Below are 14,637 nucleotides of genomic sequence, written 5' to 3' on the forward strand. Positions count from 1 at the left end.
GGGTGGCTTTTTTTGTGCCTAATTTCGCGTTACTTTGGTCCTGATTGGTTATCTCCATTGCCATGGGATCAGATCTAATTTTTTAATAAGCAATCGTACTGTGTAGGTTGAATCTCCCTTTTTGATTCTGCATTAATTGTGATTCGATTGCGGTGTTTCTTATCGGTCTGCTGGACTCTAGCCCGACATTTTTGTGAATCGGACTTAACTATTTTTGCCCTTATCCTCTTGATCAATTAAGGGATTTCCCTTGGGATTTTCGTTTTTAAGTCTGACAGCTTGAGCACCAGTGGGTGCTTCTTCCTGCAAGCTTGATGCGTTCAATTGCTTGCCCACATTTTAAACATGGTTGTCCTGTGCGCCGATACACCGCAGCTTGTCCTCCGTAATTGCCATTCACTCCTTCCAGATCTCTGAAGTCACTAAAGGTTGTTCCCCCTGCTCCAATGCTCAGTTCTAGGATCTCAATTAGGCACACCCTGAGCTTGTCTAATTGCTTGCGATTGAGTTGGCCTGCTGCTGTTTGAGGGCGAATGCCCGCAGCAAATAAACTTTCGTCGGCATAGATGTTGCCAGTGCCAGCCACTATCGATTGATCCAATAATGCCGCTTTGATCGAGCGCGTTGATCCTTTGAATCGCTCTTGTAAGTATTGCGTTTTGAAGTCTTGGCTAAAGGGCTCAGGCCCCAACTTTTTCAAACCCGTCATCACTGACTCCACCGCAACTGCAGGTGGGACCCACCACATTTCTGCAAAACTTCTCAGATCAACGAAGCGCAATTCCTGGCCTTTGGCATTCCAAAATCGAACGCGCGTGTGATTGCAGGCTGGAGTGTCGTCTTCGATCCACTGAAATTGTCCGGTCATTCGTAAATGCACCCCCCAATAACCGGCGCTCTCTTCAGCTCCATCTGCTTCGGCTGATGCTGGCCTATGCAGTTCTGCGTAGAGGTACTTTCCTCTTCTCCTCCATTGACCTACACGGCAATTGACGAGTCCTAATTCAAAGCATTCAGGTCCACCAGGACTCGCAATCGCCCTGTCCCGGCACACTTCAAGATCGCTGATAACAAATTGGTCAAGACGATCCGCTAATCCACGACGAACCGTCTCAACTTCTGGGAGTTCGGGCAACGGCCTCAGGCCGGCTCTAGTTCCGCTTGAGCGAAATTATTGGTGTTGATTCCGCCTTCTGATCCGGAAATCCCGTTGTAATTCACCTTTTCAAAGCGAACGACCACCGGGTATCGAATGCCTGAAGTATCGATGGAAGCCACCGTGCCGACATCGTTGTACCAATAGGACTCAGGGCGCTTAATGCGCACCTTGTCACCGCGGGAAATTGCCATCGCTGCGCAGAAACGTTGATGCAAGCTGAGCGTATCGCTGCATGGTCTCCAGATGGAGTGAGCGTCACAGAATGTCGTTCGCCCTGATGCTCAGATCGAGGCATCGGCATGGCAGCATCCATCACCACCCCACCGACAACGCCTTTGACGAGCCTGAGTCCCGAAGCACCCGCGTTCAATCTCGACCTTCCAGATCCTGAAAGCGATGCCATCAGCACGATGGAATTCCTGGCTCGTCTCGAGCAGGCCTGGGATGTGTGCGACAAATTTGATCTTCAGACGGAAATTTGGCGTGGTCGCATCCTGAAATCGGTGCGTGATCGCGAAAAACGTGGAGGGGAAGGACGCGGTGCGGGCTTTTTGCAGTGGCTTCGCGAACGGGAAATCAGCAAGACCCGGGCGTATGGACTGATTCAGCTGGCTGAATCAGAGCAAGGTTTGGTGGGCGAGGGTTTGCTGGAGCCATCGAGTGTGAACCAGTTTTCCAAACGGGCCTTTCTTGAGACCGCGTTGGCAGCGCCTGAAGTGCAGGTGATGATTGCGGAAGCGGCCAACGAGGGGCAGGAGATCACCCGTAAGCAAGTCCGCAGACTGACGGATGATTTCACCTCTGCCACCAGTCCCCTGCTGCCGGACGAAATTCGTCAACGGGCGCAGGAGAATTTGCTGCCTTCCAAGGTTGTCGCGCCATTGGTGCGCGAACTGTCCAAGCTTCCCGAGCTTCAGCAGGAAGACTTCCGCAAGGTGCTTCGTGATGAGCCGGAGCTGGATCGGATTAAGGATGTCACCCACACGGCCCGATGGATTACCAAAGCCACGGAGTCAGGCGTTGCTGTCCGTGCCTTTCACCAGGGTGATCTGGACCTAGAGAAAGCAATGCAGGAGGCGCAGCGCCTCGACGCTCTTGGCTTGCTTGCCGATGCCGTCGGGCAGGCTCAGGCGCTGGAAGCCGCCGTTCTCAAGCTGCATACCTCCTGGAGACGGTTAGGCGGATTGCATGAACGGTTGTGGGTGGAAAGCGGAAGTAGCACTCCTTATCTTCGTGATGTTTTGACTGCGCTACAGACCTTGAGTGGAGCCACCATGCGGGTGTCGCTCGGGGAACTTGCTGGTGGCAAGAGGGTGAGACTTCAACTCGTTGAGGAGGCTCCTGACCAACTGGAGCCTCCCATCACCCTCTAGATCTAGTGCTCGTTAAAGTGAGCACACTATCTGTGGAGTGAGGGTGCGAGTTGGATCCACTCCTTGAGGCTCTCCACAGGTATTACGGCTGGGATTCTTTTCGTTCAGGACAGCGTCCGGTGATCGAAGCCCTGCTCAGCGGCCGTGACTGCTTAGCTGTGCTGCCAACAGGCGGGGGCAAATCACTCTGTTTTCAGCTCCCTGCCTTGGTCCGGCAAGGCTTGGTGGTGGTGATTTCTCCACTCGTTGCCCTGATGGATGATCAGGTTTTGCAACTCCAGCGGCGGGGCATTGCTGCCGCCTGCCTGCACCGCGGGATTCAACCGGAACAACGACGTTTGATTCAGACGCAGTTGTCGGCTGGCAGCTTGCGTCTTCTTTACCTCGCCCCTGAGCGTCTTCAAGGGGAGGCGGCGAGGGACATGCTCTCTGCCCATGCGCGGGAAGGGCGGTTGGTGGCTTTGGCCGTGGATGAAGCGCATTGCATCAGCGCTTGGGGGCATGATTTTCGGCCTGACTACAGGCGCCTTGGTCAACTTCGCGCCCTGTGTCCTGGCGTTCCACTCGTTGCGTTGAGCGCCACCGCAGCCCCTAGGGTGCGGGCAGACATTCTTCGTCTGCTGGGGTTATGCAAACCGCTGATCCAGGTGTCGTCGGCGCAACGCAGCAATCTCCACTACACGATGCGGCGCCGTCCGAGAGATCCTCTCCCCGATGTTTTGGAGGCTCTCAAGCACTCACGTGGTGCCACCTTGATCTATGCCAGGACTCGGCGCTCGGTGGAGCTTTGGGCCGAACGGCTGCAATCCCAAGGAATTCAAGCGATCACGTATCACGCGGGACTGGAGGTAGAGCGCCGCGAGGAGGCACTCAGGCATTTCCTAGAAGCTGATGCGCCGGTCTTGGTGGCCACCGTGGCGTTTGGGATGGGCGTTGACCGCTCGGATGTGGGGCTGGTGTTGCATTTGGATTTGCCGGCCACCCCGGAGGGCTATCTCCAGGAGTCAGGTCGGGCTGGACGCGATGGCAGACCGGCTCATTGCCTGGTGTTGTTTTCGCCTGGAGATCGAACCAGCTTGGGCTGGGCCATGCAGTCCACTTTGCGTCGTGCTGCTGAATCCAAGGCGTCCGACGATGACGTTTGGCGGGTGGAGTTCTCCCAGCAGCAATTGCGGCGGATGGAAGCTGTTGCTGAGGGAGAGATTTGCCGAGAGCAAGCCCTGTTGCTCTCGGTGGGCGAGCTCACCTCTCCTTGCGGCCGCTGTGATCGTTGCTTGGCTGATGGGCGGGCGAAAGATTGGTCGGATCGCGCCCAAGAATTATTGGAGGTGATCGATGCCGGTCAGGGAGCAGACATCCGCAGCCTGACGGAGCGTTTGCGCGAAATTGATGGCAGCGAAGAGCGTTGGGGCTGGCTTGCGCGCAGGCTTGTGCAAGAGGAGCTCATTCGTGAGAGCAATGACGGCGCCCAACGCTTGTCCTTAAGGGATAGCGGCAGACAATTTCTGCATGCCCCGTGGCCTCTTCATTACGCGGCTTGAGTGCAGTTGCTAAATGATCTCCGCCTGGCTTAAGCGGTTTTTTTACAGCGATCCATCATGAGATCCCTCTCGAAATTGGTCTGAGGGGCAATCCAGCTTTTCCATGCGCCATCAGAGCTGGTGACGTTGATTTTGCCTGCTGAGCAGTTCACCGCTACGTAAAGGGGCTTGCCTTCGCTGCTCAAGGTTGGAGCCACCATGCTGCCGCCCATGGATTGCCAGTTGCTCCAGTCCACTTGGAGCGGACCGTAGGTGCGCCATGCCGCTGGTTTGGCCTCAACTGCTTTGACCTTCACTGCTTTTTTTGTTGCTGCCGTTTTTGTGGCAGCAGGTTTGGTTTGAACTGGCTTGCTCTGTACTGGCTTGTTCTGAACAGGCTTGGCCTGAACCGACTTGGCTGGCTGGCTGGCTGTGGCGGTGAGAACGGGCTTTGCTGCTGGTGTGGTGCTGGCTTGCACTGTTGTCCTGACCGATGTGCTGACCGTTGTGCTGGCCGATGTGCTGACAGATGTATTGACCGATTCGCTGGTCTCAGGGCGACGGGTATCCCGCAGCATCAACTTGGTTCCAATCGTCACCTTGTTGGGGTCATTGATGGTGTTGAGATCAATCAACGACGCCACGGGAACCTCATAGGCGCGCGCGATCTGGGTGAGGGTCTGACCCCTAGCCACGGTGTGGGATGTGGCATTTGGGTTGGCTTTGATCGGCGTCGGCTTGGCCTTCGCCATGGGTTTTGGCTTGGGAAGCACGGCCGATGTCGGCAGCTTCAGTGTTTGGCCAACCTCAACATGGTCAGCGCTTGGAAGGCTGTTGATGGCGATCAGATCTCTTTCGCTGACGCGATATCGCGCCGCAATGCCACCGAGGGTGTCTCCTCCGCGAACGGTGTGGCGTCCTTTGCCAGCGCTAACAACACCCCTGGCACCACTTGGCAAACGCAATGTTTGCCCAACTTCTACATGGTTGGAATTGCGAATTCCATTTTCTCGCATCAAGCTTTTAACCGAAACGCCATAGCGGTCAGCAAGACCGGAGATGGTGTCACCTGGTTTTACGGTGATTGATGCCGCGCCCGCTTGAAGGGGCATCAGTGCCGACAGGGTTAGGGCGGCGGCAACAATGCTTCGCATGCTTCTTTCTGAGCTGGGCAAAACATAAGGTGTCTGGCCCAACTCGCCAGTCCCTCGCGCGGATTGATTTGTATCGATTGATGGAGACCGTTGTTGCGTGGTGTTCAGCCAACCAAACGGCGAAATAAGGCAGGATTCAATGAATACGGGGGGTAGCGAAGACGGATGTCGAGAAAAAAGGGCCGGCTCAGCACCGAGCGCTCATGGGAGAAGGTTTGAAAGCCGGTTTCTGCGTGATAGCTGCCCATGCCACTGGGGCCCACTCCACCGAATGGCAATTCAGGAACCCCTTTTTGCATCACCACATCGTTAAAGCAGACGCCACCTGAACTGGTGCGTTGCAGAACCGCGCTTTGGTCGTTGTGGTTACCGCCAAAGAGGTAGATCGCCAATGGCTTGTCTTGCTGTTGAATCCGTGTAATGGCGGAATCCAACGTATCCACCGTCAACATGGGCAATAAGGGGCCAAAGATTTCCTCTGCCATCAAGGGATCCTGGTCGCTGTGAACCTCAATCAAGGTGGGTGCGATCTTGCGGCTTTGGCGGTCGCATTCCCCCCCAAACAGGATGCGTCCTTCGGCTCTTGCAGTCGCGAGCAGGCCTTCGAGATGTTGAAAGTGTCGATCGTGAATTAAAGAGCTGAGATCAGCAGAAGCGAGTGGATCGTCTCCATAGAGATTGCGGCGCTCCTCCTTCAAAGCATGCACAAGGCGCTGCCGGATGCTGGTCTGAACCAGGAGGTGGTCAGGGGCGATGCAGGTTTGTCCCGCATTAATGCCTTTGCCCCAAATCAAGCGGCGGGCCGTCACGGTCAGGTCTGCACTATCGAGCACAACCGCTGGGTTTTTCCCTCCAAGCTCCAGCGTGACTGGAGTGAGATGACGGGCGGCACCGGCCAGCACCTTCGCTCCAATGGCTCCACTACCCGTAAAGAAGATATGGTCGAAGCCAAGGTCCACGAGAGCTGCCGCTGTGGATCCATCCCCATTCACCACCCTGACCACATCGTTGGGGAATATCTCAGTGAGAAGGCGTGTGATCAGGGCTGCGGTCGCAGGAGCATGCTCCGAGGGTTTCAAGACAACGGTGTTTCCCGCAGCAAGGGCACTGATCAGGGGCTGGAGCGTGAGCATGAAGGGGTAGTTCCATGGTCCGATTACAAGCACGCATCCCAAGGGCTCTCGAATGAGTTGGGCCCGGCCTGGCTGTTGCGCGATTGGCACGGGGATGCGTCGAGGTCGCATCCAAGCCTTGAGGCGCCTCCGTGTGACTTTTAATTCTTGAAGCAACGCCACGATTTCAAACATCCCCTCGAGCTCTGGCTTGGCAAGGTCGACGCGAAGGGCCTGAAGAATGTCTGCTTCATGGCGATCAAGCAGGTCGCTTAATCGTTTTAATTGCAGGCGCCGCCAAGCTTCTGGTCGTGTCTGCCCCGAGACAACAGAGGAGCGGAGGCTCTTTAAATCAGCAGCTTGGAATGCCTCGCTGGGGCAGGAGCTGACCATCGATAGCCATTGGATCTGATTCCATGCTCGCAGTCCTGATCGATGGATCGCGAACGAGGGGGTGACGTCGCGGCCGATCAGGGTTAGTACGAGTTGGAATGGCACCGGCGTGATGACGAACCAGAAGCCGTGGTGGAACGGTGCAGTCATCTATCAGCTGATCGTCCGCAGCTATGCCGATGGCAATGGTGATGGCATCGGCGACCTGCAGGGCTTGGCTAGTCGCCTGCCCTATCTCCGTTGGTTGGGCGTGGAAGCAATCTGGCTCACCCCGATTTATCCATCGCCTCTGCAGGACGGTGGTTACGACATCACTGATTTCAAGTCCATCCATCCAGAACTGGGTGATTTGGCGGCCTTCCATCGGGTTTTGATCGCTGCGCACTCTCACGGCATCAAGGTGGTGATGGATCTGGTGCTGAATCACACCAGCACGCTCCACCCCTGGTTTCAGCGCGCTCGTTGGGCCCCAAAAGGAAGTCCTGAACGGGATGTCTATGTCTGGAGTGATGACCCCAAGCGCTATTCCGATGCACCCGTGCTGTTCCGCCGTTTCGAGTCTTCGAACTGGGAATGGGACGAGGTGGCTCAGCAGTACTACCTCCACCGCTTTTTGCGCCATCAACCCGACCTCAACTACGACAGCCCAGTCGTGCAGGAGGAGATGCTCGATGTGGTGGATTTTTGGATTGAACGAGGCGTGGATGGCTTCCGTCTCGATGCGGTTCCATTTCTTTGTGAAGCCGAGGGATCTCGTTGTGAGGGGTTGCCTGAAACCCACGAATTCCTCAAGCGCTTACGGGCCCGGGTGGATCGCCATGGCAAAGATGTTTTGCTTCTCGCTGAAGCGATTCAACCGGTCGAGGAGGCTGCTCCTTACCTGGCGGATGACGAGTTGCATGGAGCCTTTAACTTCGCCCTAACGGCCCATCTGTTTGCCTCGATTGCCAGTGGAACGGTGGAGGCTTTGCGTGAGTGTTTGCAGGCGGCTCAGAATGCTGTTGGTGGTTGTCGCTGGGCCTTGCCCTTACGCAATCATGATGAGCTTTGGCTGGGAGATGGCCATTTAGTTCCAGAGGATGTGATCCAAACGATCCGAGCTGGATTGCATCAAGGACAGGGCCATTGGCTGAACTGGGGCATCAATCGACGTCTTGCGCCTTTGCTCAATGGTGATCCGGGTTCCAATCGGGTGATGCATGCCCTGCTGTACAGCCTTCCCGGACTTCCATGCCTGTACTACGGCGATGAGCTTGGGATGGGGGATTGGCCGGGCTTGCGCGACCGAGACCCGAACCGCACTCCGATGGCCTGGACGCCTGGACGGAATGGGGGGTTCTCAACGGCTCCAGATCCACTGTTGGTGTTGCCACCAATCACGGCTCCCGGATACGACTATCGGGTTGTGAACGTGGAAGTTCAGAAGCAGTTGCCAGGATCGCTTCTGAATTGGCACCGGCGGATGCTCACATGCCGCAAGTTGCTTCCAGTCCTGCGTGATGGCGACTTTGAGTTGTTGGATTGCGCCCATCCTGGTGTGATCGTGTATGTCCGCACGAACGCCACCATGACCGTGATGGTGGCGGCCAATCTGTCTGCCGCGGGGGCATCTTTTCGCCTCGACCTGAGCCGCTGGTCTGGTGAACGCACCCGTGAGGTGCTTTGGGGGTGTGACTTCCCCCCTGCTGATGCGGATTGGTTTGTCTACCTCGCTGCTCATGGGTTCAGTTGGTGGTTGATTGGTGAGGTGGAGGGAGCAGATAACAGCAGCGATGACTCTGCGGTTCAGAGGGACAAATTCAGTTCCGGTGGTGTTTTGGGAGCATCCACCCCCGCCTCTTCAAGAAGGGTTTGAACCTGGGGGAGAAGCCGTTCGGCTTCGTCCTTGTCCACCATGGCCAGGCGACAGCGTCGGGCGAGGACATCCGTTGCCGTGCATGCATGTTCCGCGCTGATGGCATGGCGTAATTCACCTCGGCATACAGGGATGACATCGCTCAACGGCTGTCGGTCGCTTTCACTCCAACTGGCTACGAGTGCAGCCGCTTCCAATCCGAAACTGGATTGCAGGTGGGCCCGTTGCTGATCGCGTAGAGGGCTCTCTGGGAGCAATCGTTCCAGGGCGCGGACTTGCTCTTGAAGCAGAGAGGGAGTGCGCTTGGGGTCTTGATCTGCGCCGATCAGCGGTAACGCAGAGGGATCTGGCAGGGGGCTCCCAAATTGCCGTTCCACTGCTTTAAGGGTGTCAAGTGCCATGGGTCTGCAGGTCGTCCACTTGCCCCCCATCACGCTGATCAGGCCACTGTGCAGCGTTTCAACCTCGTGCTCCCGCACGACCCTGCTGCTATTGACTTCGGCACCGGCCGGCTTGAGCAGCGGTCGTCCGCCAGCCCAACAGCTCCCTACATCTGGATGGCTCAGATCGGGGAACCAGCGCTTCACGTAATCGAGCAAATAGTTTTGCTCATCTTCGGATGGAGCCGCTGCGCCTGCTTGTGTGCAGGGGGTGTCTGTGGTGCCGACCAGGGTGCGTCCAAAGAATGGCAACATGAACAAAACGCGTCCGTCATCGGTGGATGGCAAGAGCAATCCAAGCCCCTCAGGACAGAGGTCAGCGCGTAAGACCAGATGCACTCCCCTGCTGGTGAGCATGCGCATGGAGCAGTCGGGATCAGCCATCCTGCGGATGTCATCGGCATGGATGCCTGTGGCATTCACCACCGCCCTGGCTTCCCAGCGCTCTTCCTCCCCTTTGTAATTTTCGCTAATGGCGGCACAGATCTGCCCTTGGCTGTTGCGTTCTAGTTCTCGAACCTTGGTGCGGGTCCGAAGAACAGCACCGGCCCGTTCAGCAGTAAGAGCCAGCAGCAGATTCAGGCGAGCATCATCAAATTGCCCATCGCTGTAGGCCACTCCGCGTTGAACATCGGGATGCAGCAGGGGTAAGGCCTGTTTGAGTTGCTTGGAAGAGAGCAAGCGACTGCTGCCGATCCCTGCTCGACCGGATAGGGCGTCATAAAGGCCGAGGCCGATGCGGTAATAGGCCTGGCCGAAGAGAGAGTCGCTGGGCAGGGCCAGTTCAAGGCGTCTTGCTAAAAACGGGGCCTGGTTCAACCAGTGGCCTCGCTCGAGCAAGGCTTCTCGAACCAAGCGCAATTGGGCGAGGTCGGCTGTCTTGAAAGCAAGTTCGAGATAACGAACCCCTCCATGTAGGAGCTTGGTGCTGCGGCAGCTGGTGCCACTACCGAGGTCATGGCCCTCGAGCAGCGCAACCCGTAGGCCGCGGCGGACCGCTTCGTAGGCCACGCTGCATCCACTCGCCCCGCCGCCGATGACGACGAGGTCAAAACGTTGATCAGCCATTCCAGTGCAGGCTCCTAGTCACAGCATCGTTCCAACGCTGGCGCCAGCGCTGGCGCTGCTCCAGGGTTTGTTGGGGCTCAAACACGCTGGAGTTTTGGGTGCGATTCGGCACCAGGTCTTTGAGATCTGCAATCACGCCGGCTTGTAAGCCAGCCAGAAGGGCCACACCGCGCGCTGTGCTTTCGAGATGCTTTGGACGGCGCACGCGCAAACCGGTGCTGTCGGCTTGGGCTTGCAGGAGAGGATCGGAAGCAGCTGCTCCCCCATCAACGGCCAGCTCCCCGAGGCTTTGGTCCATGGCTTGCTCTGCCAATTCCACAAGACTGGCAACGGAGAGGGCGATTCCTTCCAGGGCGGCTCGGGCGATATGACCTCGTCGGGTGTCGCGGGTGAGCCCGATCAACAGACCACGGGCACTGGGATCCCAGTGTGGTGTGCCCCATCCGGTGAAGGCGGGCACAAGCATGACCCCGGCGGCGTTCTCCACTTCTTGCGCTAAGGGATTGACCTCTTCGGCACTGCCAATGATGCCGAGGCCGTCGCGCAGCCATTGCACCACCGTGCCCGCATTGAACAGGCTTCCTTCTAAGCAATAGGTGGGGGTGCCGTGCTCATCGGTCCAGCCCAGGGTGCTGAGCAGACCGGCGTCGGACTGTCGGATGGTGGTGCCCGTGTTTACGACAAGAAAAGCACCCGTGCCGTAGGTGCATTTGCCTTCCCCTGGTAGCAGGCAGAGTTGCCCCAGGGTGGCTGCTTGCTGGTCACCAAGCAGGGCTTGAATCGGCACGCCCGCAAAGGGCAATCCTGCTTGGATGACCCCGAAATCTCCTCGGCATGGTCTGAGTTCCGGGAGGGCCTGCTTGGGCAAGCCAATTTCAGTGCAGGCGTCATCGAGCCATTGCCGCCGTTCCAGATCCATGAGCAGGGTGCGGCTGGCATTGCTCATGTCGGTGGCATGGATTGTGCCGCCACTGAGTTGCCATAGAAGCCAGCTCTCTACTGTTCCAAAGCAGAGATCACCTTGGGCCGCGGCACTGCTTGCGGCGGGCTCATGGTCGAGAAGCCAGCGGATTTTGCTCGCGCTGAAATAAGGGTCGAGCATGAGGCCCGTTCGGGCTCTCCAACTCGTTTCAAGGCCGCTTGCCTTCCATTGCTCACAGAGATCGGCGGTGCGGCCGTCCTGCCAGACCAGCGCGGGGCCGCAAGGACTGCCATCGCTTCGTTTCCAGAGCGTGGTGGTTTCACGCTGATTGGTGATTCCGCAGCTGATCACGGCCTTCCGTTGCTCCGGAGTGATCGCTTGCTCAAGGCGGCTCATCGCCAGGCGCTGGCTCTCCCAGATCGCCGTGGGACTTTGTTCGACCCAGCCATCAGCCGGATAGTGAATGTCCAGAGGAGCGGAAGCGCTGGCGACTGGACGGCCATCCGTATCGAACAGAGCGGCGCGGGAGCTGCTGGTGCCTTGATCTAGTGCGAGCAGGAGGGGCGGTGCTGCCATAGCCATCTCGTTTCCTACTTGCTAGCGATGGGACCAGAGGCATGCAAAGGAATGACGGAGACACAATGCATTGGCCAGTTTCCCGCTTGGGTGGCTGAGGCGGTGGTGTATCAAGTATTTCCAGATCGTTTTCGCCGCAGTGGACGGGTCGAAGCGCAACAGGGCTTGTCGTTGCAGCCCTGGGGGACAGATCCGGCGGAGCAGGGGTTTCAGGGGGGAGATCTGTATGGGGTGATCGATGCTCTCGATCACCTCCAGGGGTTGGGAGTGACCTGCCTCTATCTCACGCCAATCTTTCGTTCGGCGGCCAACCATCGCTATCACGCCTACGACTACTTCGAGGTGGACCCACTCCTGGGCGGGAATGAGGCCCTGGATGCTCTGATTGCGGCGGTGCATCAACGGGGCATGCGCCTGATTCTCGATGGGGTGTTTAACCATTGCGGGCGCGGCTTTTGGGCGTTCCATCACCTGCTCGAAAACGGTGATCGCTCCCCTTATCGCGATTGGTTCCATGTGCATCAGTGGCCGCTTCGTCCCTATCCGCGCAAGGGCCAGGCCTGTGGTTATGGCTGTTGGTGGAATGATCCGGCATTGCCGAAGTTCAACCACGACCATCCGCCCGTGAAGGAGCACCTGTTGGCGGTAGGCAAGCACTGGTTGGAGCGAGGCATCGACGGCTGGCGTTTGGATGTGCCTGATGAAGTGCCAGCAGCCTTTTGGGTGGATTTTCGCCGCATGGTGAAGGCGGTGAATCCTGAGGCTTGGATCGTGGGTGAGATATGGGGCGATGCCCGGCCTTGGTTGCAAGGAGAGCATTTCGATGGGGTGATGAATTACCGCTTGGGTTGGAGCAGCCTCTGTTGGGTGGCGGGCTCTCGCTTGCGTCGTCGCTATCGCAACCCGATGTACCCCTTGCGCCCTCTGGAGACGGAGGCATTGCTTGAAATCTGGTCTGAGACGCAGGCTTGGTATGCGCCGGAGGTGAATCGCTGCCAGCTCAACCTTTTAGATAGTCATGATGTGCCGCGGGCGTTGCACAGCCTGAAAGGAGATGTGGCTGCTCTGTCTTTGGCATTGCTGATCTTGATGCTTCAGCCTGGGGCTCCTTGCTTGTACTACGGAACGGAAGTGGGCCTTGAGGGAGGAGCCGAACCTGCCTGTCGAGAAGCGATGCCATGGGAGGAGCCCTGGCCCCATGATTTGCGCAAGAGGATCATGGCGTTGACCAAGGTTCGCCAACAGCTGGAGGCGGTGCGGGGGCGAGGCCTGTCGTGGCAGGCTCATGCCCGTGATGGCCTCATCGGACGTGCACCTGGGGTGGTGGTAGTGGTGAACCGCTCTCGGCGGAAGGCTTTACGACTCGAGCTTCACGACGTCGCACGAGATGGTTGGGAGACGGATGGTGCGGTGATTGGTAGCTACCAGAGGGCTCACCATTCACTGTCGCCTCAATCAGCGGTGTTGTTTAAGGCCCTGGGATGAATATTGTTTGCATGGTTCGTTCTGCTGTTTAAGCCTATTTGAGGAGTGAGTTAATCAGATTTGAAATTCGTTCTTGATTGGAATGCTCTTGAAGCACCACAACACTAATATTGTCTTTGGAATTAACTTTGATTTCTTTTAAGTATGTATTTTCTAAAGGTAGGGCCGTAGAAGGGTATAAAGATGCGTCCACTATGCGTTGCTCTAAACATTCAAGACTGTGTTGATTGCTAAAATTTTTAGCTGAAGACACAATCCAGCCTGGGGGTGGTGGATTGAGCAGGGAGTGATCAAGCCACCGATTGGCATCAAGTCTTAAGCTTGATTTTCCTTGTAAACGAGCCGTTTGATGGACCATTCGCTCGAGTTGTAGCAAGAGCGAGTCTTCCTGGGGTTGCCAATTATTGCCTATTTTTTGGAGTTTTATTCCAAAGACCTGAGCACATTTTTTCTGGTTTCTGCTGATTGTTGTTTGATGCTGCTCAAAAATTTCACCTACTTTTTTCCCAGACTGAAGCCATATCATTCCATCAAAGCTAGAAAGCAAATCTAAACTAACCATGACGCTGACTTTGGATCAAAATTCCACCTAAAGAGCTTGTTATTTTGCTGATTTAGACACACTTCATTATGCTCGATCTTGAGGGTGTAGGGATCAATGCATGCAATCTATGCACTTTTGGGACCAGGTATTGGCCGAATGTTTGCCCTTGCTGCAACGAATTATGTTTATGAAGTTACAAAGGAACCAACGCTTTGGGTTGGTTTTGATTCTTTCTTTCCCTTTGCTAAGGCCTAACTGGACTGGCTTGGTTGGCTTCTTTGTTCGATGATCTCAATGCCGTGTATGTGAGAGGGATGCGCATGGTGTATTGATTGATAGGGGTAGAGCCCTTGCCCACTGATCTATTCAATCTTTAAGCAGGGAGATATCAATCAGGAAACAGGCGATGCTCTGATTCCTTGGTCATGCTCTCTTTTGTGCCTGTTTGAGACTGTTGATCAGATCTAAGATACGTTCGTGATTTGCATGTTGCTTTAGCACCGTAAAACCCACCTCTATGGTGATGTTCAGTGGAATGATGACGTAATCATCCGATTCAGCTGGGAGGTCAGTGAGAGGGCATAAACAAGCGTCAATAATATGCTGTTTCAAGCATTGCAAGCTATGAGGATCGTTGAGATTATTTGCCGAACCGGCAATCCAACCTGTCGGAGGTGGATTAAAAAGAGGATGATCAATCCATCCATTGACCTCAATCCTCAGGCATGATTTGCCTTGTAGGCGAGCAACTTGATGCACTTCGCGCTCGAGCTCAAGCAGAGTCAAATCCCCTTGAGTCTTCCACTGGCTCTTGGATTTGCTAAGTGTAATTCCAAAGACCTGGGCACATTTCTTTTGATTGCGGCTCACTGTTGTTTGGTGCTGTTTAAAAAGTGCACCTACTTTTGCGCCCGATTGAAGCCATAGCAATCCATCAAGACTGGAGAGCAGGTCTAAGCTAACCACTTGATGATTTAAAAGTAAATAAATAATCTTCCAATCACGCTTTTTTTGCAATCCCCAGTACTGGGTAGAA

At 56.0% G+C, this 14,637-nt stretch carries 12 protein-coding genes; 4 read left to right on the forward strand and 8 right to left on the reverse strand.

Translation table 11 applies throughout. From position 1 onward, the window contains the following. Nucleotides 1-265: 265 nt before the first annotated feature. On the reverse strand, nucleotides 266-1,135 hold the full coding sequence (locus DXY38_RS02025; protein ID WP_115070271.1) for a DNA-formamidopyrimidine glycosylase: 870 nt from the start codon (nucleotides 1,133-1,135) through the stop codon (nucleotides 266-268). 5 nt (nucleotides 1,136-1,140) lie between these two features. Continuing rightward, nucleotides 1,141-1,350 (reverse strand): photosystem I reaction center subunit IV, encoded by a 210-nt coding sequence (locus tag DXY38_RS02030; protein WP_006854760.1) that lies wholly within the window; start codon nucleotides 1,348-1,350, stop codon nucleotides 1,141-1,143. Nucleotides 1,351-1,458: 108 nt separating this feature from the next. On the opposite strand from DXY38_RS02030, the gene DXY38_RS02035 reads away from it, so the two are divergent. Further along, nucleotides 1,459-2,532: a hypothetical protein gene (locus DXY38_RS02035; RefSeq protein WP_006854759.1), complete on the forward strand. Its 1,074-nt coding sequence runs from the start codon at nucleotides 1,459-1,461 to the stop codon at nucleotides 2,530-2,532. Nucleotides 2,533-2,582: 50 nt separating this feature from the next. After that, on the forward strand, nucleotides 2,583-4,073 hold the full coding sequence (locus tag DXY38_RS02040) for an ATP-dependent DNA helicase RecQ (protein ID WP_115070272.1): 1,491 nt from the start codon (nucleotides 2,583-2,585) through the stop codon (nucleotides 4,071-4,073). 29 nt (nucleotides 4,074-4,102) lie between these two features. On the opposite strand, the gene DXY38_RS02045 is transcribed toward DXY38_RS02040, so the two are convergent. Together DXY38_RS02045 and DXY38_RS02050 are read right to left on the reverse strand one after the other, a co-directional pair. After that, nucleotides 4,103-5,206: a LysM peptidoglycan-binding domain-containing protein gene (locus tag DXY38_RS02045; protein WP_115070273.1), complete on the reverse strand. Its 1,104-nt coding sequence runs from the start codon at nucleotides 5,204-5,206 to the stop codon at nucleotides 4,103-4,105. 104 nt (nucleotides 5,207-5,310) lie between these two features. Continuing rightward, the gene (locus DXY38_RS02050; protein WP_115070341.1) at nucleotides 5,311-6,711 is read right to left on the reverse strand and encodes an aldehyde dehydrogenase family protein; all 1,401 of its coding nucleotides are present in this window, start codon (nucleotides 6,709-6,711) and stop codon (nucleotides 5,311-5,313) included. 112 nt (nucleotides 6,712-6,823) lie between these two features. Here DXY38_RS02050 and DXY38_RS02055 point away from each other — a divergent pair, with 112 nt between their 5' ends. After that, entirely contained in the window at nucleotides 6,824-8,566 is a 1,743-nt protein-coding gene (locus tag DXY38_RS02055) for an alpha-amylase family protein (RefSeq protein ID WP_115070274.1), read from the forward strand. Here the strand turns inward: DXY38_RS02055 and DXY38_RS02060 are convergent. Both DXY38_RS02060 and glpK read right to left on the reverse strand, forming a co-directional pair. Then, nucleotides 8,497-10,074: a glycerol-3-phosphate dehydrogenase/oxidase gene (locus DXY38_RS02060; RefSeq protein WP_115070275.1), complete on the reverse strand. Its 1,578-nt coding sequence runs from the start codon at nucleotides 10,072-10,074 to the stop codon at nucleotides 8,497-8,499. The genes DXY38_RS02055 and DXY38_RS02060 overlap by 70 nt on opposite strands. Then, a complete protein-coding gene (gene glpK / locus DXY38_RS02065; protein ID WP_115070276.1) occupies nucleotides 10,067-11,578 on the reverse strand; it encodes a glycerol kinase GlpK in 1,512 nt (503 codons plus the stop codon). Before glpK ends, DXY38_RS02060 begins: the two co-directional genes overlap by 8 nt. 21 nt (nucleotides 11,579-11,599) lie before the next feature. On the opposite strand from glpK, the gene DXY38_RS02070 reads away from it, so the two are divergent. Next, nucleotides 11,600-13,057 (forward strand): glycoside hydrolase family 13 protein, encoded by a 1,458-nt coding sequence (locus DXY38_RS02070; RefSeq protein WP_170952821.1) that lies wholly within the window; start codon nucleotides 11,600-11,602, stop codon nucleotides 13,055-13,057. 34 nt (nucleotides 13,058-13,091) lie between these two features. Here the strand turns inward: DXY38_RS02070 and DXY38_RS02075 are convergent, their stop codons facing one another. After that, nucleotides 13,092-13,619: a hypothetical protein gene (locus DXY38_RS02075; protein ID WP_115070277.1), complete on the reverse strand. Its 528-nt coding sequence runs from the start codon at nucleotides 13,617-13,619 to the stop codon at nucleotides 13,092-13,094. Nucleotides 13,620-14,024: 405 nt separating this feature from the next. Beyond that, nucleotides 14,025-14,618: a hypothetical protein gene (locus tag DXY38_RS02080; RefSeq protein WP_115070278.1), complete on the reverse strand. Its 594-nt coding sequence runs from the start codon at nucleotides 14,616-14,618 to the stop codon at nucleotides 14,025-14,027. Nucleotides 14,619-14,637: the final 19 nt, after the last annotated feature.

Source organism: Synechococcus sp. UW179B (assembly GCF_900474245.1).
Lineage (GTDB): Bacteria > Cyanobacteriota > Cyanobacteriia > PCC-6307 > Cyanobiaceae > Synechococcus_C.